Origin of the sequence: Nocardia sp. XZ_19_231, from assembly GCF_015355705.1 — a bacterium.
GTDB lineage: Bacteria > Actinomycetota > Actinomycetes > Mycobacteriales > Mycobacteriaceae > Nocardia > Nocardia salmonicida.
On sequence record NZ_JACUZI010000003.1, the window covers coordinates 480,911 to 502,638 of the forward strand.

24 protein-coding genes are annotated in these 21,728 nt (G+C 67.1%); 16 read left to right on the plus strand and 8 right to left on the minus strand.

The annotated features are described in order from the left end of the window. Positions 1 to 5: 5 nt before the first annotated feature. From IBJ82_RS15480 to IBJ82_RS15490, 3 genes are read left to right on the plus strand one after another with little or no spacing between them, the layout of a single operon-like run. Entirely contained in the window at positions 6 to 1,016 is a 1,011-nt protein-coding gene (locus IBJ82_RS15480) for an ABC transporter permease (protein ID WP_194826608.1), read from the plus strand. Then, positions 1,013 to 1,879 carry an ABC transporter permease gene (locus IBJ82_RS15485; protein WP_194826609.1) on the plus strand — a complete coding sequence of 289 codons (867 nt, stop codon included), beginning with the start codon at positions 1,013 to 1,015 and terminating at the stop codon, positions 1,877 to 1,879. Before IBJ82_RS15480 ends, IBJ82_RS15485 begins: the two co-directional genes overlap by 4 nt. After that, positions 1,876 to 3,612: an ABC transporter ATP-binding protein gene (locus tag IBJ82_RS15490; RefSeq protein ID WP_194826610.1), complete on the plus strand. Its 1,737-nt coding sequence runs from the start codon at positions 1,876 to 1,878 to the stop codon at positions 3,610 to 3,612. Before IBJ82_RS15485 ends, IBJ82_RS15490 begins: the two co-directional genes overlap by 4 nt. On the opposite strand, the gene IBJ82_RS15495 is transcribed toward IBJ82_RS15490, so the two are convergent. After that, positions 3,569 to 4,189, minus strand: a complete 621-nt coding sequence (locus IBJ82_RS15495) for an alpha/beta fold hydrolase (protein ID WP_194826611.1) — start codon at positions 4,187 to 4,189, stop codon at positions 3,569 to 3,571. The genes IBJ82_RS15490 and IBJ82_RS15495 overlap by 44 nt on opposite strands. 86 nt (positions 4,190 to 4,275) lie before the next feature. On the opposite strand from IBJ82_RS15495, the gene IBJ82_RS35370 reads away from it, so the two are divergent. The 9 genes from IBJ82_RS35370 (at position 4,276) to IBJ82_RS15540 (ending at position 13,208) form a co-directional block, all read left to right on the plus strand. Beyond that, positions 4,276 to 5,067, plus strand: a complete 792-nt coding sequence (locus tag IBJ82_RS35370) for a helix-turn-helix domain-containing protein (protein WP_194826612.1) — start codon at positions 4,276 to 4,278, stop codon at positions 5,065 to 5,067. Positions 5,068 to 5,266: 199 nt separating this feature from the next. Further along, on the plus strand, positions 5,267 to 6,475 hold the full coding sequence (locus tag IBJ82_RS15505; protein ID WP_194826613.1) for a transcriptional regulator: 1,209 nt from the start codon (positions 5,267 to 5,269) through the stop codon (positions 6,473 to 6,475). Between the two features lie 203 nt (positions 6,476 to 6,678). Then, complete coding sequence (gene adh / locus IBJ82_RS15510) at positions 6,679 to 8,196, plus strand: aldehyde dehydrogenase (protein ID WP_194826614.1); 1,518 nt, start codon at positions 6,679 to 6,681, stop codon at positions 8,194 to 8,196. Then, positions 8,196 to 8,573 carry a DUF779 domain-containing protein gene (locus IBJ82_RS15515; RefSeq protein ID WP_194826615.1) on the plus strand — a complete coding sequence of 126 codons (378 nt, stop codon included), beginning with the start codon at positions 8,196 to 8,198 and terminating at the stop codon, positions 8,571 to 8,573. The genes adh and IBJ82_RS15515 overlap by 1 nt, the downstream gene beginning before the upstream one ends. Positions 8,574 to 8,734: 161 nt before the next feature. Next, positions 8,735 to 10,162, plus strand: coding sequence for an ethanolamine permease (gene eat / locus IBJ82_RS15520; RefSeq protein WP_194826616.1), 1,428 nt, complete (start codon positions 8,735 to 8,737; stop codon positions 10,160 to 10,162). A gap of 45 nt (positions 10,163 to 10,207) precedes the next feature. After that, positions 10,208 to 11,620, plus strand: a complete 1,413-nt coding sequence (locus tag IBJ82_RS15525) for an ethanolamine ammonia-lyase subunit EutB (protein WP_194826617.1) — start codon at positions 10,208 to 10,210, stop codon at positions 11,618 to 11,620. Further along, entirely contained in the window at positions 11,617 to 12,480 is an 864-nt protein-coding gene (gene eutC / locus IBJ82_RS15530) for an ethanolamine ammonia-lyase subunit EutC (protein ID WP_194826618.1), read from the plus strand. The genes IBJ82_RS15525 and eutC overlap by 4 nt, the downstream gene beginning before the upstream one ends. A gap of 63 nt (positions 12,481 to 12,543) precedes the next feature. After that, the gene (locus IBJ82_RS15535; protein ID WP_194826619.1) at positions 12,544 to 12,942 is read left to right on the plus strand and encodes an NUDIX domain-containing protein; all 399 of its coding nucleotides are present in this window, start codon (positions 12,544 to 12,546) and stop codon (positions 12,940 to 12,942) included. A gap of 92 nt (positions 12,943 to 13,034) precedes the next feature. Beyond that, the gene (locus tag IBJ82_RS15540) at positions 13,035 to 13,208 is read left to right on the plus strand and encodes a hypothetical protein (RefSeq protein ID WP_156677424.1); all 174 of its coding nucleotides are present in this window, start codon (positions 13,035 to 13,037) and stop codon (positions 13,206 to 13,208) included. A 10-nt stretch (positions 13,209 to 13,218) separates the two neighbouring features. On the opposite strand, the gene IBJ82_RS15545 is transcribed toward IBJ82_RS15540, so the two are convergent. Together IBJ82_RS15545 and mca are read right to left on the minus strand one after the other, a co-directional pair. Continuing rightward, the gene (locus IBJ82_RS15545; RefSeq protein ID WP_194826620.1) at positions 13,219 to 13,467 is read right to left on the minus strand and encodes a hypothetical protein; all 249 of its coding nucleotides are present in this window, start codon (positions 13,465 to 13,467) and stop codon (positions 13,219 to 13,221) included. Continuing rightward, positions 13,467 to 14,333 carry a mycothiol conjugate amidase Mca gene (gene mca / locus IBJ82_RS15550; protein ID WP_194826621.1) on the minus strand — a complete coding sequence of 289 codons (867 nt, stop codon included), beginning with the start codon at positions 14,331 to 14,333 and terminating at the stop codon, positions 13,467 to 13,469. Before mca ends, IBJ82_RS15545 begins: the two co-directional genes overlap by 1 nt. Positions 14,334 to 14,452: 119 nt before the next feature. Between mca and IBJ82_RS15555 the strand changes: the two genes are divergently transcribed. Further along, a complete protein-coding gene (locus IBJ82_RS15555; RefSeq protein ID WP_194826622.1) occupies positions 14,453 to 14,911 on the plus strand; it encodes a DUF4307 domain-containing protein in 459 nt (152 codons plus the stop codon). A gap of 260 nt (positions 14,912 to 15,171) precedes the next feature. Further along, positions 15,172 to 15,663, plus strand: coding sequence for a transcription elongation factor GreA (gene greA, locus IBJ82_RS15560; protein ID WP_056813695.1), 492 nt, complete (start codon positions 15,172 to 15,174; stop codon positions 15,661 to 15,663). A gap of 89 nt (positions 15,664 to 15,752) precedes the next feature. Here the strand turns inward: greA and IBJ82_RS15565 are convergent, their stop codons facing one another. Further along, on the minus strand, positions 15,753 to 16,895 hold the full coding sequence (locus IBJ82_RS15565; protein WP_194826623.1) for a cystathionine gamma-synthase: 1,143 nt from the start codon (positions 16,893 to 16,895) through the stop codon (positions 15,753 to 15,755). A gap of 100 nt (positions 16,896 to 16,995) precedes the next feature. Here IBJ82_RS15565 and IBJ82_RS15570 point away from each other — a divergent pair, with 100 nt between their 5' ends. Further along, positions 16,996 to 18,177 carry an acyl-CoA dehydrogenase family protein gene (locus IBJ82_RS15570; protein WP_194826624.1) on the plus strand — a complete coding sequence of 394 codons (1,182 nt, stop codon included), beginning with the start codon at positions 16,996 to 16,998 and terminating at the stop codon, positions 18,175 to 18,177. Between the two features lies 1 nt (position 18,178). Here the strand turns inward: IBJ82_RS15570 and IBJ82_RS15575 are convergent, their stop codons facing one another. Both IBJ82_RS15575 and IBJ82_RS15580 read right to left on the minus strand, forming a co-directional pair. Beyond that, positions 18,179 to 18,400 carry a hypothetical protein gene (locus tag IBJ82_RS15575; protein ID WP_194826625.1) on the minus strand — a complete coding sequence of 74 codons (222 nt, stop codon included), beginning with the start codon at positions 18,398 to 18,400 and terminating at the stop codon, positions 18,179 to 18,181. A 217-nt stretch (positions 18,401 to 18,617) separates the two neighbouring features. Next, complete coding sequence (locus tag IBJ82_RS15580) at positions 18,618 to 19,919, minus strand: NtaA/DmoA family FMN-dependent monooxygenase (RefSeq protein WP_194826626.1); 1,302 nt, start codon at positions 19,917 to 19,919, stop codon at positions 18,618 to 18,620. A 158-nt stretch (positions 19,920 to 20,077) separates the two neighbouring features. Between IBJ82_RS15580 and IBJ82_RS15585 the strand changes: the two genes are divergently transcribed. Continuing rightward, positions 20,078 to 20,422, plus strand: coding sequence for a DUF6401 family natural product biosynthesis protein (locus IBJ82_RS15585; RefSeq protein ID WP_194826627.1), 345 nt, complete (start codon positions 20,078 to 20,080; stop codon positions 20,420 to 20,422). Positions 20,423 to 20,487: 65 nt separating this feature from the next. Here the strand turns inward: IBJ82_RS15585 and IBJ82_RS15590 are convergent, their stop codons facing one another. Next, entirely contained in the window at positions 20,488 to 21,330 is an 843-nt protein-coding gene (locus IBJ82_RS15590; RefSeq protein WP_194826628.1) for a hypothetical protein, read from the minus strand. Between the two features lie 22 nt (positions 21,331 to 21,352). Further along, positions 21,353 to 21,616 carry a hypothetical protein gene (locus IBJ82_RS15595; protein ID WP_194826629.1) on the minus strand — a complete coding sequence of 88 codons (264 nt, stop codon included), beginning with the start codon at positions 21,614 to 21,616 and terminating at the stop codon, positions 21,353 to 21,355. Positions 21,617 to 21,728 lie beyond the last annotated feature (112 nt).

The following is a 21,728-nucleotide window of genomic DNA, read 5'->3' on the forward strand; positions in this document are numbered from 1 at the left end:
CGCCGATGACGACGGAAGCGATCGCACCGGACGTCGTGCCCGCCACAGCGGACAGCGGTCGCGATGCTCGCGGCGGCACAGCCAAACGGATTGTGCTGCGGTTGATCACGGGTCTCGGCGTGCTGTGGGGTGCGACCACGCTGTCGTTCCTCGGTGTGCGGCTGGCGCCGGGCGACACGGTCGACGTGTTGCTCGGCGAGCAGGCGCGCACCCCGGAGGTGGAGGCGGCCATCCGCGCCGAATGGGGACTCGACAGTCCCGCCGTTGTCCAGTACGCCCGCTACCTGTGGAACGTGGCGCAGGGGGATTTCGGGCGTTCCTATGTGCTGCAGCGGCCGGTGTCGGAAATCATCAGCTCGCAGGCCGGGCCCACCTTGGCGCTGACGGGTGCCGCGTTACTGGTGGCGCTGGTGTTCGCGGTCGTCGTCGCGACGAGCACGGCGCAGCGGCGGCGATCACGGGCCTTCGCGAATGCTGTTGAGCTGGCGCTCGTTTCGACGCCCTCCTTCTGGCTCGGCATCGTGTTGCTGTCGGTGTTCAGCTTCCAGCTGAAGATCTTTCCGGTGGCGGCGAACAAGGGGCTGTCGGCCTTGGTCCTGCCCGCACTCGCGCTCGGTCTGTCGCTGGGCGCGGTGATCTCCCAGGTGCTGCGCGACGGGCTGGAGCGGGCGCTCGACGAACCGTTCGCGGTGACGGTGCGGTCGTGGTCGGTGAGCGAGAGCGCGTTGCGGCTGCGACACGGTTTGCGCCACGCGGCCCTGCCCGCAGTGACCTTGACCGGCTGGCTGGTCGGCGGACTGCTCGGCGGGGCGGTGATCATCGAAGAGGTCTTCGGCCGTCCTGGTCTCGGCAGGGTGACCGTCGAAGCCGTTCTGGCACAAGATCTTCCCGTGGTGCTGGCCGTGGCGATCCTCTCGGCGTTCGTCTACGTGGTGATCAGCACACTGGTCGATCTCCTCTACCTGTGGCTGGACCCACGGCTGCGCCGTGACTCACGCGATGGAGGGCAGCGATGACAGCCATCGAAACGCAACCCCTGGCCGGTCGAATCGGCTTACGCGCCAAGGGTTTCGCTGTGACGCCGGGTGTAGCCGTCGCAGCACTGACGGTGGGACTGGTCGCGATCGCGGTGGTGGCCCCCGCCCTGCTCACCGGCGCCGACCCGCTCGGCGCCGATCCGCTTGCCGCCCAACTACCGCCGAGCGCGCAGCATTGGTTCGGCACCGATCACCTGGGGCGCGACGTCTTCACCCGCGTCGTCCACGGCGCGCGCTACTCGCTGCTCATCGGCATCACCGCAGTCGCGATCGCGGTCGTCGCGGGCACGGCGCTCGGCCTGCTGTCCGGGTTGGCGCGCGGACCGCTCGACGAACTGATCACCCGGTTCCTCGACGTGGTCTCCGCGTTCCCCGATCTGCTGCTCGCGCTGGTCCTGATCTCGTTCACCGGCCCCGGCACCACGAACCTGATCTTCGCGCTCGGCATCGCCTCGATCCCCCGGTTCGCCAGGGTGGTGCGTGCGCAGACCCTCGTCGTGCAGGAGTCCGGGTATGTCGAGCAGGCACGAACTTTCGGACTGACCAGAGCGACGCTGGTGCGACGGCACGTCCTGCCACACGCGGTCGCGCAGGTCCCGATCCTGGCCACCATCGGCCTCGGCACCGCCATTCTCGGCGCGGCCGGTCTGAGCTTCCTCGGGATGGGTCCGCAACCGCCGGAACCGGAATGGGGCGCGATGCTCGCCGAGGGGCGCAACTATCTGCGCAATGCCTGGTGGATCGCCGTGCTGCCCGGCGTAGCTGTGACCGCCACGGTCATCGCGGTGAGCTCGCTCGGCCGACACTGGCAGCGCCACTACGACGGAAGGCCAACGACATGAGTCTGATCGCGGTCGAGAATCTGCGAGTCGGGTTCGCGGGCAAGGAGGTCGTGCACGGCATCGATCTGCGGATCGAGCCCGGCGAGGCCGTGGCCCTCGTCGGCGAGTCCGGGTCGGGCAAATCGGTGACGGCGCGCGCGCTGGTCGGCCTGGCCGGGCCGGGCGCAGGGGTGCGCGCCGACCGCCTCGAACTCTTCGGCCAGGACGCGCGCGCACATCGCGATCGACAGTGGCGGCGAATCCGGGGCAGCGACATCGGATTCGTGCTCCAGGACGCGTTGGTCTCCCTCGATCCGCTGTACTCGATCGGTAGCCAACTCGCCGAAGCGCAACGCGCGCTGACCGACCTGCGCGGACAGGCCCTCACCGCCCGCAGCGTGCGACTGCTCACCGACGTCGGTGTCCCCGAACCCGAACTGCGGCTGCGTCAGTATCCCCACGAGCTGTCCGGCGGGCTGCGTCAGCGCGTGTTGATCGCGACAGCCCTGGCGGGCGATCCGCGTCTCATCGTCGCCGACGAGCCGACTACCGCGCTCGATGTGACTGTGCAGCAACAGATCCTGGACCTGCTTCGCGCACGCAAGGCCGACGGCACGGCACTGCTACTGATCAGCCATGACCTGGCGGTGGTCGCCGAGGTGGCCGACCGGGTGCTGGTCATGCGTGACGGGGAGGTCGTCGAGGAGGGCAGCACGCACGACGTGCTGACCCGGCCGGAGCACCCGTACACGAAGAAGCTGCTCGCGGCCGTGCCGTCCGCCGCCTCGCGCGGATCGAAGTTGTCGGTCTCCGAACCACGCCAGCCCACCGATCCGGCCATGTCATCGCCGGCTCCGGCATCGTCGCGATCGGAGACGCCGGTCCGCGCCGAACTCCGCGAGCTGCTGCCGCCCCGCTCGGTGGACAACACCCGGGTCGTGCTCTCGGTCCGCAACTTGCGCAAGACCTACGGCTCCGGATCAGCCACCCGCACCGTGGTGGACAACGTCGACTTCGACCTGTTCGGCGGCGAAACCCTGGGCATCGTCGGCGAATCGGGTTCGGGCAAGACCACGACGGCCCGTCTCGCACTGAGGCTCATCGCACCGTCGTCCGGGCGGGTGGTCGTCGATGGCGAACCATGGAGTGAGCTCTCCGACAAGGCATTACGCCCGCTCCGTGGTGCGGCGCAACTGATCGCCCAGGACCCCCTCAGCTCCTTCGACCCCCGCTACACGGTGGAGCGCGTCATCGGCGAAAGCCTCGACACGGTCGGCCTGCGCGGCAAAGCCCGCATCCAGCGCGTCCACGAAATCCTCGATGCCGTCGGCCTCGCCCGCGATCTGCTCCCCCGCCACCCTCGCACTCTCTCCGGCGGCCAACGCCAACGCGTCGCCATCGCCCGAGCCCTCGCCCCCAACCCCGCCCTCCTGGTAGCCGACGAGCCCCTCTCGGCCCTCGACGTCTCCGTCCAAGCCCAAATCCTCGACCTACTCGCCGAACTCCGAGCCGATTTCGGCACCGCCCTGCTACTCATCTCCCACGACCTCGGCGTAGTACACCACCTCGCCGACCGCGTGCTCGTGATGAAAGACGGCCAGATCGTCGAATCCGGCGAAGCCGACACCGTCCTACGCTCCCCCCAGCACGAATACACCCGCCGACTCGTAGCCTCGGTCCCCCGCCTCCCCGAGCTCGCTGATCGCGCGATCAGAGCAGCAGACGAGCCAGCTCGGCGGGGCGCGACATCATGACCATGTGCCCACCGTCCATCTCGATCGGCTCGATCCCCAGCCGGGAGGCTACGAGTTCGCGAATGAAATCGGCGGGGAAGAATCGGTCGTCGCGGAGCAGGATGAACCGGGTGGGCACGTCGGGCCAGGCCGTGAGCGGCCATGGTGACTTCATCGGGGTATCGGACTGCCCACGCTCGTACTTCTCTGCCTCGGCCCGCTGCTCAGACGTGAGCTGGTTGTAGAACACATCGTCATCGCCCGAGGTTTCGTGCCCGGTGGTGGCCCACCAGTCGCCAGGGGCCTCGCCGGGGGACGGAATCATCGCCGATACCAACACCATTCGCTCGACCGGGACCCGATCGCACACGAGCGGCGCGGTGAAACCGCCGAACGAGTGCGCCACCACGACCACGTCCCGGCGTTCGCCGATCGCCTCGACCACCGCGTCGGCGTATTCCGCCAACCCCGCGGTGTCATCCTCGTTCGGCAGTGACACGGGCACCGCGTCGTGACCGAGCCCGCGCAGTTGGTCGGACACCTGCTGCCAATAACCCGCATCGCATCCGGCGCCCGGGATCAGCATGAATGTGCTCATGCACTGTGATACCAAGGACCACCGACAACAACGGTGAGCGTTGCTGTTCGCGGCGTACCCGGCGACGCGTCGATACCCTGGTGAGGGTGAACATCGATACCCGTTCGGAGCTCCGCAGATCGGTGCGGACGCCGACCGCGTGGGTCCGGCCGGGGCACATCGGGTATATCGGGCCGGATCTGCTGCCCGACACGCATTCGCCGCCGGTCGCGATGCTCACCGTGGGGCTGGACGGGCCGCTGATCGTGCACACCTCCCGCGGTCCGATTCGCACCGGCAGCTCCTTCGCGCCTGCCCGCACCGCGCACCGCGTCGTTGCCACACAGGGGTGGATTCTGGTGCTGTTCATCGACCCGTCGAGTGCACCCGCGACCATGATCGCCGACGAGATGACCGCCGCGGCAGGAACTTTCGGTCTGAGCCACCGCCGCGAGCGCGAACTCGTCGAGCTGTGCGGCGGACCCGTCGTCGACCCGGATCTCCTCTACAACCGCGCCGTCGCGGGGCCGAACCTCGGCACCGACGCACGCATTGCCAGGCTCGCCGCCGCGATCCGCGACCAGCCCGCCAACGCCCTGCGCGCCGACCAGATCGCCGCGAACCTCGGCCTGTCCACCGGCCACTTCCTGCACCTGTTCACCCAGCACTGCGGCACCACCTTCCGTGGCTACCAGCGCTGGAATCGCATGGTCTGCGCGGTGAGCAGCGCCGTCAACGGCCACGACCTCACCCGTTCCGCCATCGACGCGGGCTTCGCCACCCCCTCCCACTTCAGCGAGTCCTTCCGCGCCATGATCGGCCTGCCAGCCACGAAGATGCTCCACGCGGGCATCCACTTCGACCTCGGCCCCAGGATCATTCCGCCAGGGTCGGTGTGAGGGCGAGCCCACCCCTGCCCAGCCCGGCGCGCTACCTCGCGCTGTAAGCGGCCGACGCCTCGAAACCGAAGTTCAGCGGGGAGTCGACGTGGTGATGGTTGCGGTGGCTCAGGCTGACGAAACCGCGGCTCAGCGGCGGGGGCTGCGGCATGATGAGAGGTGGATTCCTCGTCCAGTTCATCGAGTAGGAAGACCCGAGATGGTGCAGCTCACGCTTTCCGCCCAGCGCGCTGCACTGGAGCGGGAGTGGGCGATGTGGGTGCCAGGTGCGGTTTCGGGGGTGGGGCCGAGCTCGGGGGTTCGGACCGAGGTGGCGCAGTCGTGGTCGCGGTCGTTGCGGACGGTGGATCCGGGGCGCGATCACGCGCCGGTCAGTGAGACCGATATCGGGCCGCGGTGGGCGGAGTCGCCGTTGCGGGGGCCGATCACCGAGCTGAAAGAGCAGTTGCACAGTGTCGCCGACGACGCGGGGTACGTCGCGGCGGTCACCGATGCTTCGGGGACGATTCTGTGGACGTACGGCGGGCCCGTCATGCGCAGGCGAGCCGAGCAGGTGAACTTCGCGCCCGGTGGCCGGTGGGACGAGGCGCACATGGGGACCAACGCGCTGTCTCTGGCGTTGCGCACCGACCAACCGCACACCGTGTTCTCGGCCGAACATCTCGTCGCGGCGCTGCACGGTTGGGTCTGTTATTGCGCGCCGATCCGCGCCGCCGACGGGACCTTGCTCGGCGTGCTCGACCTGTCGACCACCTGGAAGCGTTCGCACCCGCTTGCCATGGCCACCGTGCGCACCATGACCAGCGCCATCGAGTCGAAACTGCACGCCGCCGTACCCGCGCCCGCGGGCATGCGGCTGACCTGTCTCGGAACCGGGCGGTTGATGCGCGACGGTCAGCAGATCCGGTTGCGGCCACGCCACCTCGAGATCCTGACCCTGCTCGCCCTCGACCACGACGGCTACAGCCACGAGCGCCTGCACTACGCCGTCTACGGTGATCGCGCGGTCGGCGCGAGCACGCTCAAATCGGAGATGTCGTACCTGCGCCGCGCCACCGGCGGCGACATCACCAGTCGCGTCTACCGCTTCACCACTCCCCTGTCCTGCGACGCCGTCGACGTGCTGCGCGCCATCGAGCGAGGCGATCTCGACACCGCCGTGCGCCTGTATCACGGTCCGCTGCTTCCCGATTCGGAGACGCCCGGCATCAGCGAATGGCGCGACTACCTCGAAGTCGCCATGCGCAACGCGGTCCTGAACAGCCCGGACGCGAATCACGCGCTGACCTACGGCGACTGCGCACCCGACGACGTCGCCGTCCACGAACACGCCCTCGCACTGCTCCCCGCCCGCGACGCCCGCCGCGCGTTCGCCATCGCACGCCTGCACAGCGCACTGCGTACATAGGCCCTCGTTCTCGGCGCGCCTCCGCCTCTGGACTGAGTGGAGGGTGCGACGAAGGAGTGCCCGGAGGGAGGGAAGAGGCGGAGTCAAGCGCCGAGAACCGCGGCACCAGCCGCCAAGAATCCTGTGTTCAACGTTTCATCAACCCTCGTACAGGATAGTGATGGGCGTCACGCTTCACCGGAATCAGCGAGGAGCCACCGCACATGATCTACGCCAAGCCGGGCACCGAAGGCAGCATTGTCAGCTACGCGCCGCGATACGACAATTTCATCGACGGCAAGTGGGTTCCGCCGGTCGAGGGCCGCTACTTCGAGAACACCTCCCCGGTGGACGGGCAGCCGTTCTGCGAGATCGCCCGCTCGAGCGCCGCCGATGTGGAACTGGCTCTCGACGCCGCCCACCGCGCGGCCCCCGCCTGGGGTGAGACGTCGGCCGCCGAGCGCGCCAACATCCTCAACAAGATCGCCGACCGGATCGAGGCCAACCTCGAGGCCCTCGCCGTCGCCGAAACCTGGGACAACGGCAAGCCGGTCCGCGAGACCCTCGCCGCCGACCTCCCCCTCGCGGTCGACCACTTCCGCTACTTCGCCGGGGTGCTGCGCGCGCAGGAAGGCGGCATCAGCGAGGTCGACAAGGACACCATCGCCTACCACTTCCACGAGCCGCTCGGCGTTGTCGCACAGATCATTCCGTGGAACTTCCCGATCCTGATGGCCACCTGGAAGCTGGCTCCCGCCCTCGCCGCGGGAAACGCGGTGGTGCTCAAGCCCGCCGAGCAGACCCCGGCCTCGATCATGAAGGTCGTCGAACTCGTCGCGGATCTGCTGCCGCCGGGAGTCCTCAACGTGGTCAACGGTTTCGGCGTCGAAGCGGGTAAGCCGCTGGCCTCGAGCCCGCGCGTGGCGAAGGTCGCGTTCACCGGTGAGACCACCACGGGTCGACTGATCATGCAGTACGCCAGCGAGAACATCATTCCGGTCACCCTGGAGTTGGGCGGCAAGAGCCCCAACATCTTCCTGGCCGATGTGATGGCCGCCGACGACGACTACCTGGACAAGGCGATCGAAGGGTTCGTCATGTTCGCCCTCAATCAGGGCGAGGTGTGCACCTGTCCGTCGCGCGCGCTGATCGCCTCGTCGATCTACGACGAGTTCATGGCCCGCTGCATCGAGCGCACCAAGGCCATCATCAGCGGCAACCCCCTCGACGAGACGACCATGATCGGCGCCCAGGCCAGCAACGATCAGTTCGAGAAGATCCTGTCCTACATCGACATCGGCAAGAAGGAAGGCGCCGAGGTACTCACCGGCGGCGCGGTCCGCAGCGTCGACGGGCTGGCCGACGGCTTCTACATCGAACCGACGATCTTCAAGGGCAGCAACGACATGCGCGTGTTCCAGGAGGAGATCTTCGGCCCCGTCGTCGCGGTCACCACCTTCGACTCCACCGAGGAGGCGCTGTCGATCGCCAACGACACCCTCTACGGTCTCGGCGCGGGCGTGTGGACGCGCGATATGAACACCGCCTACCGCCTCGGCCGCGGCATCAAGGCCGGTCGGGTGTGGACCAACTGCTATCACGCCTACCCCGCGCACGCGGCGTTCGGCGGCTACAAGAAGTCCGGCATCGGGCGCGAGAACCACAAGATGATGCTCGATCACTACCAGCAGACCAAGAACATCCTGGTCAGCTACTCGGCGACGAAGCTCGGCTTCTTCTGATGGTGCAGCGCGTCGACCTCACCGACAAGGCGGCGGCGCTGCTGCGGGACTTGACCGGGCAGCACGGCCCGGTCATGTTCCACCAGTCCGGTGGTTGCTGCGATGGCAGCTCGCCGATGTGTTATCCGCGTGGGGAATTCCGGGTGGGCGGTTCGGACGTGCTGCTCGGGTACCTGCCCGGCGAGACGCCGTTCTGGATGAGCGCCGACCAGTTCGAATACTGGAAACACACCCATCTCACCGTCGACGTGGTGCCCGGCCGCGGCGGCGGATTCTCCCTCGAAGCTCCCGAAGGCGTGCGGTTCCTGATCCGCTCACGTCTGTTCACCGACGAGGAAGCGGCCGCGCTCGCATCGACGCCGCCACCCACCGGGTGATCTGAAACACGCGCATCCAGATCGTTTTCGCAGGTCAGCGGTGCTCGATACGCACCGCTGACCTGACGGATCCACGGCCGTAACAGTGGTCGAGCATTCCTCAACTCTCGACGATCACCGTTACCGCCGAGCACGCATTGCTTGTTGATGAGGAGCTCCACGTGAGTACAGAAACCAGCCCCGCCACCGACGAGGGCGCACCGGTCGACGACTATCTCGCCAAACGCACCCTCCGTAAGGGATCAGCAGGCTGGGTGCTGCTCGCGGGCCTCGGCGTGAGTTATGTGATCTCCGGCGACTTCTCGGGCTGGAACTTCGGTCTCGCCGAGGGCGGTTTCGGTGGCCTGCTGATCGCCACGATCGTCATCGCCGCGATGTATCTGGCCATGGTGCTCGGCATGGCCGAACTGTCCTCGGCGCTGCCCGCGGCGGGCGGCGGCTACACCTTCGCTCGGCGCGCACTCGGGCCGTGGGGCGGATTCGCCACCGGCACCGCAATTCTCATCGAATACGCGATCGCGCCCGCCGCCATCGCCACCTTCATCGGCGCCTATGTGGAATCGCTGAACCTGTTCGGGATCACCGACGGCTGGTGGGTGTATCTGGCGGTCTACGCGCTGTTCATCGGCATTCACCTGGCCGGTGCGGGCGAGGCGCTCAAGGCGATGTTCGTGATCACCGCGATCGCGCTGGTCGGTCTGATGATCTTCGCCTTCGCGGCCGTCGGCAAGTTCGACGTGGCCAACCTGACCAACATCGCGGCCGATCCCACGGCGGCAGGATCGTCGTCGTTCCTGCCGTTCGGATACCTAGGCATCTGGGCCGCCATCCCGTTCGCGATCTGGTTCTTCCTCGCGGTGGAAGGGGTGCCGCTGGCCGCGGAGGAAGCCAGCGAGCCGGAGAAGAACGTGCCGAAGGGCATCATCGTCGCGATGCTGCTGCTGTGCGTCACCGGCGCGCTGGTGCTGTTCCTGGTCACCGGCGCGCTCGGCGCCCAGAGCGCATCCGCCTCGGGCAACCCCCTCGTAGAAGCGCTGGGCGACAGCTCGGCGGCCAAGGTGGTCAACTACATCGGCCTGGCCGGGCTGGTCGCCAGCTTCTTCTCGATCATCTACGCCTACTCCCGCCAGACCTTCGCGCTCTCCCGCGCCGGCTACCTGCCGACGGCCCTGTCGGTGACCAACTCCCGCAAGGCACCGATGCTGGCGCTGATCGTGCCCGGCATCATCGGCTTCGCCCTCTCGCTCACCGGCAAGGGCGCGATGTTGCTGAACATGGCGGTATTCGGCGCGGCCGTGAGCTACGTGCTGATGATGGTGAGCCACATCGTGCTCCGCAAGCGCGAACCGAACATGCCGCGCCCGTATCGCACCCCCGGCGGCATCGTCACCACGGGGTTCGCGCTGGTCATCGCGGCCGCTTCGGTGGCGGCGACCTTCCTGGTCGACCCGACCGCGGCGCTGTGGACCCTCGGTGTGTTCATCGCCTTCATGGCGTACTTCGGGCTCTACAGTCGCAAACACCTGGTCGCCAAGTCGCCGGATGAGGAGTTCGCGGCGATCGCCGAGGCGGAATCCGAGCTGGAATAACGCGCAGACGCCCGACGGCCGACAGATCTTTTCGAAAGGGACCCGATGACCGTGTACCGCAGCACAATCGGCGTCACCACCTACACCTTCGACGGTTTGATCGACCTGATGGCCAAGGCCACCCCCCTGCGCAGCGGCGACGAACTCGCCGGCTGCGCGGCCGCCACCGACGCCGAACGCGCCGCGGCGCAATGGGCGTTGGCGGAGGTCCCGCTGGCCACCTTCCTCGCTGACGTGCTCGTGCCGTACGAGACCGACGAGGTCACCCGACTGATCATCGACAGTCACGACCGGGTGGCCTTCGGGCCGATCGCGCACCTGACGGTCGGCGGGCTGCGGGATTGGTTGCTCGCCGTCGCCACCACCGAGGATTCGGCGGCGACCCTGTCGGCGGTGTCGCCGGGCCTGACGCCGGAGATGGTGGCCGCGGTCAGCAAGATCATGCGCAATCAGGACCTGATCGCGGTGGCCAAGGCGGTCGAGGTGACCGCGGGATTCCGCACCACCATCGGCCTGCCCGGCCGGTTGAGCACGCGGTTGCAGCCCAATCATCCGACCGATGATCCGCGCGGGATCGCCGCCGCCACCTTGGACGGACTGCTGCTCGGCTGCGGCGACGCGGTGATCGGGATCAACCCGGCCACCGATTCACCGCAGGCCACCTCGGATCTGCTGCATCTGCTCGACGAGGTGCGACTGCGCTTCGACATCCCGACGCAGTCGTGCGTGCTCTCCCACGTCACCACGACCATCGGGTTGATCGAGGCCGGGGCGCCGGTGGACCTGGTTTTCCAGTCCGTGGCGGGTACCGAGGGCGCCAATACCGGCTTCGGAGTGAATATTTCGCTGTTGCGGGAGGGGAACGAGGCGGGACGCTCGCTACGGCGCGGCACCGTCGGCGACAACGTGATGTACCTCGAGACCGGGCAGGGGTCGGCGCTGAGCGCCAATGCCCATCTGGGCGTGGGCGATCGGCCGGTGGACCAGCAGACGCTCGAAGCGCGCGCCTACGCCGTGGCACGGGATCTTCAACCGCTACTGGTGAATACGGTGGTCGGCTTCATCGGACCCGAATATCTCTACGACGGCAAGCAGATCATCCGGGCCGGACTCGAAGACCACTTCTGCGGCAAGCTGCTCGGTCTGCCGATGGGAGTGGATGTCTGCTACACCAATCACGCCGAGGCCGACCAGGACGACATGGACACCCTGCTCACCCTGCTGGGCGCGGCCGGTTGCGCCTTCGTCATCGCGGTGCCCGGCGCCGACGACGTGATGCTCGGCTACCAGAGCCTCAGCTTCCACGACGCCCTCTACGCCCGCCAGGTCCTGAACCTGCGCCCCGCACCGGAATTCGAGGCTTGGCTGTCGGGGCTCGGCATGTTGGACGCGAACGGCCGTGTGCGACAAGTAGAACCGTTGTCCTCACCTCTGCGCGCGCTGACGGCCACCCGATGAGCGCGCCACGACAGCCTGGCAAGCCCGCCGACGCAGCAGCGGAACCTGCGAACCAGCCCGTTCCGGCCTCGCCGGTTGCCGCTGCCGATACGGAATCGACTGTCGCCGAGGACTTCTGGCGCGACCTGCGGGGCAGCACGCAAGCCAGGATCGGACTCGGCCGCACCGGCGACGCGTTACCGACGACCGATGTCCTCGCACTGCGCGCCGCCCACGCCGCAGCCCGCGACGCCGTACACCTTCCGCTCGACGTCGAGTCCTTCACCGAGCAGATCGCGGCCGTCGGACTCGGCACTCCGGTGACCGTCGCCAGCCGAGCAGCGGACCGCGCGGAATACCTGCGCCGACCAGACCTCGGCCGACTCCCCGACAACCTGACCGCCGTCCCCGACACCGGCGCCGATATCGGATTCGTCCTCGCCGACGGCCTGTCCCCCTTGGCTCTCACCGACCATGCCCCCGGCCTACTTGCCGCTCTCGCAACAGAACTCGGTGATCGCTACACCCTGGCCCCGCCGGTCGTCGCCACCCAGGCCAGAGTGGCGCTGGGCGACCACATCGCCGAAGCCATGGGCGTGCGCACCGTCCTTGTCCTCATCGGCGAGCGCCCCGGCCTTTCGGTCGCCGACAGCCTCGGCATCTATCTCACCCACCTGCCCCGACCCGGCCGTGCCGACGCCGAACGCAACTGCATCTCCAACATCCACCCGCCCGACGGCCTCACCTACGCCGACGCGGCCCGCGTGGTGGCGGGCCTCGTTGCGGGCGCCCGCGCGCTCGGCCGCTCCGGTGTCGACCTCAAGGACACCTCCCGCGCCCTGACCGGCGCCGATCCCCGCACGATCACGCCGTCACCGTGAACTGACCCAGACACCAGAGCGATTCGATATGAACCGAAGCCGTTCGGTCCATAGAGTGATCCCATGATCCGCACCGCCGCCCTCGCCCATGTCCGCGACCGCAGGCTGATTCAGACGCGTCCCGAAGGCAAGGATGTCTTCTACATGGCGGGCGGCAAGATCGACCCCGGCGAGACCCCTTTACAGGCGTTACATCGCGAGATCGAGGAAGAACTCGGCGTCGGCCTCGCCGGTGTCGCCGAGTTCGGCATCTTCGAGGCCGAAGCCTTCGGACACCGCCGCAACACCGGCCTGCACATGACCTGTTTCCGTGCCGAACTCACCGGAGAACCCTTCGCCACCGGCGAAATCGCCGAATTCCGCTACTTCACCGTGAGTGAATACGCCGCGATGGAGCACGTCGCCCCTGGTTCGATGATGGTGTTCCGGCGCCTGCACGAACTCGACCTCATCGACTGGTGATTCGCGGACGGCTTCGATTGGATATCGGCCGAAACGAACCTACGAACGGCAGCGATCCCATAGCTGTGAACATGCCGATATCCACCGCGCCGATGACAGTATCCGAGCGCCGCGCAGCCCTACGCCGACTCGTCGCGCTGTTCGGCATGATGAACACGATGATCGAGTTGAACGCCAGTGGGGCGCCGCGGTCGGTGGCCGAGCAGGCCGCCACCGCGCGCGACCTGGTCGGCGAACTCGTCGCCGACCTGGCCGCGGCGCGCTAGGCGCCTGCGCCTACTGGGAACCCTGCTTCGGTTCGGAATCCTCGACGGCGATCACGCCGGGCTCGGTGCCCTCGTCCGCCTTCTGATCCGGTTCCGGATGCTCGGGTTCGAACGTTTCGGGCAGGCCCTTGAGGTGCTTGTTCATCGAGCGGACCAGCAGGACCGTGCCTGCCAGCAGGATCAGGATGACCAGCAGGCCGAGGGGGGAGGCCTTGCCGAATTCGGGGCCCGTCGGTTGCTGTGCGAGGTAGACCAACATCACCGGTCGTTGTCCTTGATGCCGGCGAACAGGTCGGTCTCCGGGATGGCGGTGGATACGCGCGTCTTGGCCAATTCGAACTCCTCGGTCGGCCAGAGCCGCTGCTGCATCTCCAACGGGATCGCGAAGAACGCGCCGTTGGGATCTATCTGGGTCGCGTGGGCGCGCAGAGCGTCGTCACGCTGGGGGAAGTATTTCGAGCATTCGATCTGGGTGGTGACCCGGCCCATGATGTCGCTGCGCGCTTGCGTGTACTGCTTCATCCGGTCCAGCCACTCCTGCAGCGGGAACGGTTCACCGATGCGCTCGTACTCCGCGGCGAAGGCCTCGAGGCGCTTCATGCTGAAACCGTGGTCGTAGTAGAGCTTGAGCGGCGTCCACGGCTCGCCCGCCTCGGGGAACTCGGTGGGATCGCCCGCCGCCTCGTAGGCGGCCATCGACACCTCGTGGCAGCGGATGTGGTCGGGGTGCGGGTAGCCACCGTTCTCGTCGTAGGTGGTGATCACGTGCGGCTTGAACTCGCGGATCACGCGCACCAGCGCTTCGGTGGACTCTTCGAGGGGCACCAGCGCGAAGCAGCCCTCGGGCAGCGGCGGCAGTGGGTCGCCCTCGGGTAGGCCCGAGTCGACGAATCCCAGCCAGTGCTGGCGCACGCCGAGCGCGTGGGCGGCCGCGGCCATCTCCTCGCGCCGCACTTCGTTGATCCGGTCGAGCACACCGGGGGTGTCCATGGCCGGGTTCAGGATGCTGCCGCGCTCGCCACCGGTCAACGTCACGACGAGCACCTCGACGCCCTCGGCGGCGTACCTGGCGGTCGTCGCGGCGCCCTTGCTCGATTCGTCGTCGGGGTGGGCGTGCACTGCCATGAGGCGAAGGCCACTCACTTCTCGTTCACCGTCGCTCTCGCTCGCGGGTGTCAGATGTCGTTACCTATAGTTCCATCCGACCCCCTGTTTGTTCCGACCACCCCCGGGAGCGCGAACCGATGACCGAGCCCGCACCGGACTCCGCCGCGACCTCGGCCGCCGCAGCAGCGCGACACGCCGACCGTTACGGCACAAAACCACCTGCGCGTCGCCTGTGGCTGATGGTTTTGCTCGGTGTCGGCGTCGTTGCCGTCGGCTTCGCGGTGGCCTATCTCGGCTTCCAGAAATATGGTCCGAAGGCGATCGAGACCGAGCAGCTCGGCTACGTGGTCGTCGACGACGCCACCCTGGAAGTTCGGATCAAGGTCACCCGCGACGATCCACAGCAGGCCGTGGTCTGCTTCGTCCGGGCGATGGATCGCGACGGCGCCGAGGTGGGGCGGCGCGAAGTACTCGTCCCCGGCTCGGATTCGACCAGCGTGCAGCTGACCACTACGGTCAAGTCGTCGGCACGCGCTTCGGCGGGCGATATTTATGGTTGCAGCGACCAGATACCTGGGTATCTGCGCACCAGCTAGCTGATCCGGCGCGCTGAATTGCCCGGCTGACTAGGCTGACCTGCATTTTTGTGAGACATGCTAAAATGGGCTGATACACGGTTCCGGGGTTCGGAGCCGTGTTTGCTGCATTGGCGGCCAGCGGTGCTGTTTGCGGGTATCGGGTTCACCCCCAGGATCGCTCCAGCCGTCGGGCTGGTGCATGCCCTCCTTCGGGAGGAACTGCGCTGGTTTCTCAGGAATCCCGGTGCGCCGGGAACAACTACTAGGGAGTGATCGAGATGACCGAGAATGTGACCTGGCTTACCCAGGAGTCGCACGACAGGCTCAAGGGCGAGTTGGACTCGCTCATTGCCAATCGTCCGGTCATTGCCGCCGAGATCAACGAGCGCCGCGAAGAGGGCGACCTCAAGGAGAACGGTGGCTACCACGCCGCGCGTGAAGAGCAGGGCCAGCAGGAGGCGCGTATCCGCCAGCTGCAGGAACTGCTGAACAACGCCAAGGTCGGCGTCGCCCCCACAAAATCCGGCGTGGCACTGCCGGGCTCGGTCGTCACCGTGTACTACGACGGCGACGAAGGCGATACCGAGACCTTCCTCATCGCCACCCGCGAAGAGGGACTCGGCGCCACCGGCCTCGAAGCCTACTCGCCGAACTCGCCGCTGGGCGGCGCGCTGATCGACGCCAAGGTGGGCGAGACCCGCGAGTACACACTCCCCAACGGCAACACCATGAAGGTCACGCTGGTCAGCGCGGAGCCGTACCACAGCTGAGCCGGCTGAACCCGTACGTCGAGAACCCGAACGCAAGCGGCCGCATCCGGAATCCGGATGCGGCCGCTTCGTCATGTGTGGGATCCGGCTCAGCTCAGGGCCTGCTCGACGTCAGCCAGGAGATCGCTGATGTCCTCGATGCCGACCGAGAGACGAACCAGGTCGGCGGGGACTTCGAGGGCCGAGCCCTCGGTACTGGCGTGGGTCATCGCGCCCGGGTGCTCGATCAGCGATTCGACCCCGCCCAGCGATTCGGCCAGCGTGAAGATCTCGGTCCGCGAGCAGAACTTCAGCGCCGCTTCCCGGCCACCGGCCAGGCGCACCGAGATCATGCCGCCGCTGCGACGCATCTGCTTCTGCGCGATCTCGTAGCCGGGGTGCGTGGGCAGGCCGGGGTAGATGACCTGCGAGATGGCCGGGTGGTTGGTCAGGAACTCCGCGATGACCTCGGCGTTGTCGCAGTGCTTCTCCATCCGCAAGGCCAGAGTCTTGATGCCGCGCATCGTGAGGAAGGCATCGAACGGGCCGGGCACAGCGCCCGCGCCGTTCTGCAGGAATGCGAAGTCCTTGTCGAGCTCGGCACTGTTGGTGATCAGCGCGCCGCCGATGACATCGGAGTGCCCGCCGATGTACTTGGTGGTGGAGTGCAGGACGACATCGGCGCCGAGCAGCAGCGGCTGCTGCAGGTACGGGGTGGCGAACGTGTTGTCCACGACCAGCTTCGCGTCGGCCTCGTGGGCGATATCGGCCAGCGCGGGGATGTCACCGATGCTCAGCAGCGGGTTGGTCGGAGTCTCGATCCACACCAGCTTGGTGTTGGGGCGGATGGCCGCGCGCACCGCGTCGAGGTCGGCGATGTGGGCGGGCGAGTGCTCGATGCCCCACTGGCTGAAGACCTTGTCGATGAGCCGGAAGGTGCCGCCGTAGGCATCGTCGGGGATGACGATGTGGTCGCCGGGGCGCAGCATGGCGCGCAGCGCACAGTCGGTGGCCGCCATACCCGAGGCGAAGGCACGCCCGTAACTGCCCGATTCGAGGGCGGCGAGGTTGGCTTCCAAAGCCGTGCGGGTGGGGTTGCCGGTGCGCGCGTACTCGTAACCACCACGCATGCCGCCGACGCCGTCCTGGGCGAAGGTCGAGCTCGCGTAGATGGGCACATTGACCGCACCGGTCTGAGGATCGGGTTCGTATCCGGCGTGCACGGCCCTGGTGGAGAATCCCAGCTCACTCATATACCTCAGACTAGTTGGCCGGTTCGGGTCGCTTTCGTAGGGGTTCTCGACATGGTCGATGTGCCGGATTCGGTATCGGTACTGCGGTTAAGCTCACGCCATGGTCACCGTCGAAGAGTTGTTCGCCATTGATCCGTTGCTGTCGCCGGAGGAGCGCGAAATCCGCGACACGGTGGCGCGATTCGGGGAACGCAGGCTGCGACCACACCTCGCGGACTGGTTCGAGGAGGGGACTTTCCCGGCCCGCGAGATCGCGCCGGAGCTGGGCAAGCTCGGACTGCTCGGCATGCACCTCGAGGGCTACGGCTGCGCCGGCGCGTCGGCCACCGCGTACGGGCTCGCCTGCCAGGAGCTCGAAGCCATCGACTCCGGCGTGCGCAGCATGGTGTCGGTGCAGGGCTCGCTGGCGATGGCGGCCATTCACTTCTTCGGGTCCGAGGAGCAGAAGCAGCAGTACCTGCCCGCGATGGCGGCCGGTGAGTCGATCGGGTGCTTCGGACTCACCGAACCCGACTTCGGGTCCAACCCCGGCGGGATGCGCACGCGGGCGCGCCGCGACGGTGACGACTGGATTCTGAACGGGTCCAAGATGTGGATCACCAACGGGTCGGTGGCCGATATCGCGATCGTCTGGGCCTACGCGGACGAGCCCGGCACCGACAAGCCGCGGGTGCGCGGCTTCCTGGTGCCCGCGGGCACACCGGGTTTCACCACACGCGAGATCCACCGCAAGTTGTCGCTGCGCGCATCGATCACCGCCGCACTGGATTTCGACGACGTCCGCTTGCCCGCCGACGCGGTACTGCCCGAATCGCGCGGGCTCAGTTCGCCGCTGGCCTGTTTGAGCGAGGCGCGGTTCGGCATCATCTTCGGCGCGCTCGGCGCCGCACGCGACTGCCTGAGCGCGGCGATCGACTACGCCCGCACCCGCGACGTGTTCGACAAGAAGCTGGCCGGCTACCAGCTCACCCAGGCCAAGCTGGCCGATATGGCGCTCGAACTCGGCAAGGGACAGTTGCTCGCGCTGCACCTGGGCCGATTGAAGGATCGCCACGAGATCACCGGCGAGCAGATCAGCGTGGGCAAACTGAACAGCACCCGCGAAGCCATCAAGATCGCGCGCGAATGCCGGACCATCATGGGCGCCAACGGAATCACCCTCGACTACCCCGTGCTGCGGCACGCCAACAACCTGGAATCGGTGCTGACCTACGAGGGCACCGCCGAGGTGCACCAACTGGTCATCGGCAAGGCCCTCACCGACGCCAACGCGTTCCGGTAGGTCAGCTACCGGCGGTCAGGCCCGGCCTCGGCGCGGGCCTGATCATGCCGCCGGCGAAGGCCGCGGCGAGCATCACGATCACCACCGTGAACACGGTCAGCGCGATGGGCACGGTGATCGCTGTGGGGATGCCGAGCAGCGTCAGACCGGCCACACTGCCGCAACCCCAGAAGATCGCGGCGGCCAGACGGCCGAACAACGGCGCGTAAGGCGAGCGACGCAAGGAGCCTGCGACTCTCGTTCGAGCCGAATACCCTGCGCTAGCAGCGATTACCGCGCTCATACCGAACAGGTGAACGGCCGGGTCGGTGACCTGCACTGCGGATCCTTTCGCTCGCCGAGCTGGTTTGCCGAAAGTTGTCTCGGAACGGTTATACCCATTCAGAGTCCATCGGACGCCCGGTTCGCGCAACTCCGCACTATCGATCTGATCTCGTCGGCTACGCCCTCGTCGCTCCGGTCGGCGCGGGCAGTTCCAGGTTCTCGCGGTAGGTGCCGCCCAGATAGTCGGTATCGAGTAGACCTCTGCGACGCAGCTCGGGCAGCAGGCCGTTGACGACGAAATCGTGGGTGCGTTCATCGGTGAGCCCGCCGAGGGAGATCACGTCGAGCACATTCGCCCGATAGCGCTCCTCGATCGCGTCGGCCAACTGTTCGGGCGTGCCCGCTGCGGCCCAGTGTCCGGTGTCCTTGGCGGCGATGACGAGTTCGCGCAGGGTCGCGCCGGAGGCAGCCAGCTTGCCGAAGATCTCGACCCGTCCGCGTCGGCGGTGGACCGACTTCGATTGCGGCAGCAGGTTTTCCGGGATGGGCTTGTCCAACGGCAGGTCGGACAGGTCGATGGCGCCACCCAGCATGTCGGCCAGTTGACGACGTCCCGCCTCGAAGTCGGTGGCTTCGGCCGCCTCGCGGACCAACCTGCGGGCCTCCTCCTCCGTCGCACCGTAGGTGGCGTGGAAGGAACTGAAGATGAGGGGAAGCCCGTCCGGCCTGCCCAATGCGGCAGCACGCGTGCGAATCTTCTTCGTGTAGGTGACCGCGTCCTCGAGCGTCGCCAGCGAGGTGAACACCACCTCGGCGAATCGCGCGCCGAGTTCGACGCCATCGGCGGACTGGCCGGCCTGGAACTGCACCGGCCTGCCCTGCGGCAACGGCGGGATGTTCAGCGGACCACGCACCGAGAAATGCTGTCCGGCATAGTCGATCGGCCGCACGAGCGATTCGTCCAGTGCCACCCCGCCGTTGCCGTCCGGTCGCAGCGCACCCGGCTGCCAGCTGTCGAACAGCGCGTTGACCACCTCGAGGGATTCCGTGGCACGCGCGTAGCGCTGCTCCGGGCTCGGCAGGTCACCGTCGCCGTAGTTCTCCTCACCCAGCGAGGAGGTCACCACGTTCCAGGCCGCGCGGCCGTTGCTGATGTGGTCGAGCGTGCCGAAGAGCCGGGCCAGGTTGTAGGGATGATGGAAGGTCGTGGAGACGGTGGCGATCAGGCCGAGGTCTGTGGTCACCGCGCCGAGGGCGGCGAGCTGGATCAGTGGTTCCTGCGCGCCGATCGCCCCCTGGGCGCCGAAGCTGAGCAGGTCCGCGGCGAAGATCGCGCCGAACTTGTTCTCCTGCGCGATCCGCGCGATCCGCAGCGCTTCATCGAGCGTCGAGCGGGTCGGGTCGAGGGCCGCGGCGTACACATCGCGCGATCCGCTGACCCCGGTGACGGTCTTCAATTTCCGACGTTCACTGCCCATGGTCGACAGTCCAGCAGGACACCGGCGGAGCGACCATGGTTGCGCTCACCCGAATTCGATCGAACGCGACGAGGTTGCGACACATTCGCCAGGTCACACTATTGATCTTGAAGAGATCCGATCTTTACCAGCGCTGGATAGATTGCTACCATATTGCAATGTTTGCGCCCGGTCCCGCGTTGCTCGAACTCTCGGCGCAACGACAATTACAACAGTTGAACACCGAATTCGGCGCCCCTGCGGCAGCCGTCGCCGCGGTGGTACCCGCCCTGTCCGCCCAGTTGGATCAACACGCCGCCGCAGTGCGCGACATCCTCGTACTCGGTGTCGACGATTCCGCCCGAGTGCCGATGACCATTCTGCTCGCCGGTTACGTCCGGGGACTTCTCGACCATTTCGCCGAGCGACCCGACGGATTCTTCGCCGACGCGCCTGCCGACTGGCACGACGCCGACTGGCTGCAGCTGCGTCTGGCCGCGGTGTGCGCGTACGCCGCCGACTGACACCGACCCCGGACAGACAGCGGCGCCCCGCCACCCGAAGGTAACGGTGCGCCGGTGTCGGTTGGCTATCGAGCCGTTTCGCCGCCCCAGCCCGGTTCGCCTGCCGGGTAGCTCGTGCCGGGCGTCACCCGCGCCTGCCGCGCCTGCTCGGGCGTGCTCGGCGCCACCTGCTCGCCCTGACGCGCCGCGTCCTCGCGTCCACGCTGGTATGCCTGGGCATGCCCCTTCATCGCGGGCATCTCCGATTCCAGGTTGCCCAGCCAATTGCTCCAGCGCTGTTCCATGGGCCTGACCAGGCCGCCGCCGACACCGACCACCAGGATGCCGCCGATGGTGGCGAGCACGGCGATCAGGATCGGAGTGGTCACCGAGGTCGCCACGCCGATCTGGTTCAGCGCCGCGATGATGCCGATACCCCAGATGAACACCGCCGCGATCCGGCCGAGCATTTTCCCGTAGGACAGCCCGCCGAGCACGTTGGAGATGAGGTCGCTCACCGCGTGGGCGATGGCCGCGGCGATCACCACGATCACGATCGCGATCACGGCCTTGGGCAGCCAGGCCACGATGCTGGTGAGCAGGGCACTGACCGGGTTCGGCCCGAATACCGCGAAACCGATCTGCAGCGCGATCAACAGAATCGCGTAGTAGGCGATCTTGGCGATAATGTCGGAAGCGTCGTATTTACTGCGGGACATCATATTTCGCAGTTCGCCGCGTTCGACGAGCTTATCGAATCCGACGCGCTCCAGCACCGCGTTCACGATCTTGGCGACTACCTTCGCGATGATCCAGCCGACGAGAAGAATGGCAATGAATGCCACCGCTTTGGGGACGAACTGCGCGACCGAACTCCACGCATCGGTCAAGCCCTGCTGGAAATCTATCGCAATGACGGAGTTGTCCACGGCCTGTCCTTTCGCTTTCCGATCAGTGCGGCTGAATTGCCGAAGCACTGTTCGAGGTACTTACCCAGGTAATCTTCGTCGAATCGTGGAAGTAGCGATGAATTTGCCGACGGCCGGTCAGCGGCATAATTACCTGTCGATCGCCCCGGTCGAACTCGTCGGCGACGGGGCGGGCGAGCAGGACCAGGGATGCCGGCGCGGCGGTCCACACCCTCCCGACCGAAATTCGGTTGCCCACCGATGCGCCGATTCCTAGAGTTGCTCGCATGTCGTGCCAATACTTCATTCGCCTCCGCCACAACCGGGCTCTGGCCCGCTAGCGGACGCGGATAACTTCATCGGCGTCCACCGGCGCGCCAAGGGCCCTTCGAGCTTCCATCACCTCGAAGACCCGAAGG

Coding starts and splice junctions, on each gene's coding strand:
- IBJ82_RS15480 (WP_194826608.1), top strand. CDS start 6: ATGACGACGGAAGCGATCGCACCGGACGTCGTGCCCGCCACAGCGGAC.
- IBJ82_RS15485 (WP_194826609.1), top strand. CDS start 1,013: ATGACAGCCATCGAAACGCAACCCCTGGCCGGTCGAATCGGCTTACGC.
- IBJ82_RS15490 (WP_194826610.1), top strand. CDS start 1,876: ATGAGTCTGATCGCGGTCGAGAATCTGCGAGTCGGGTTCGCGGGCAAG.
- IBJ82_RS15495 (WP_194826611.1), bottom strand. CDS start 4,189: ATGAGCACATTCATGCTGATCCCGGGCGCCGGATGCGATGCGGGTTAT.
- IBJ82_RS15505 (WP_194826613.1), top strand. CDS start 5,267: ATGGTGCAGCTCACGCTTTCCGCCCAGCGCGCTGCACTGGAGCGGGAG.
- adh (WP_194826614.1), top strand. CDS start 6,679: ATGATCTACGCCAAGCCGGGCACCGAAGGCAGCATTGTCAGCTACGCG.
- IBJ82_RS15515 (WP_194826615.1), top strand. CDS start 8,196: ATGGTGCAGCGCGTCGACCTCACCGACAAGGCGGCGGCGCTGCTGCGG.
- IBJ82_RS15525 (WP_194826617.1), top strand. CDS start 10,208: ATGACCGTGTACCGCAGCACAATCGGCGTCACCACCTACACCTTCGAC.
- eutC (WP_194826618.1), top strand. CDS start 11,617: ATGAGCGCGCCACGACAGCCTGGCAAGCCCGCCGACGCAGCAGCGGAA.
- IBJ82_RS15535 (WP_194826619.1), top strand. CDS start 12,544: ATGATCCGCACCGCCGCCCTCGCCCATGTCCGCGACCGCAGGCTGATT.
- IBJ82_RS15540 (WP_156677424.1), top strand. CDS start 13,035: ATGACAGTATCCGAGCGCCGCGCAGCCCTACGCCGACTCGTCGCGCTG.
- IBJ82_RS15545 (WP_194826620.1), bottom strand. CDS start 13,467: ATGTTGGTCTACCTCGCACAGCAACCGACGGGCCCCGAATTCGGCAAG.
- mca (WP_194826621.1), bottom strand. CDS start 14,333: ATGGCAGTGCACGCCCACCCCGACGACGAATCGAGCAAGGGCGCCGCG.
- IBJ82_RS15555 (WP_194826622.1), top strand. CDS start 14,453: ATGACCGAGCCCGCACCGGACTCCGCCGCGACCTCGGCCGCCGCAGCA.
- greA (WP_056813695.1), top strand. CDS start 15,172: ATGACCGAGAATGTGACCTGGCTTACCCAGGAGTCGCACGACAGGCTC.
- IBJ82_RS15565 (WP_194826623.1), bottom strand. CDS start 16,895: ATGAGTGAGCTGGGATTCTCCACCAGGGCCGTGCACGCCGGATACGAA.
- IBJ82_RS15570 (WP_194826624.1), top strand. CDS start 16,996: ATGGTCACCGTCGAAGAGTTGTTCGCCATTGATCCGTTGCTGTCGCCG.
- IBJ82_RS15580 (WP_194826626.1), bottom strand. CDS start 19,919: ATGGGCAGTGAACGTCGGAAATTGAAGACCGTCACCGGGGTCAGCGGA.
- IBJ82_RS15585 (WP_194826627.1), top strand. CDS start 20,078: ATGTTTGCGCCCGGTCCCGCGTTGCTCGAACTCTCGGCGCAACGACAA.
- IBJ82_RS15595 (WP_194826629.1), bottom strand. CDS start 21,616: ATGAAGTATTGGCACGACATGCGAGCAACTCTAGGAATCGGCGCATCG.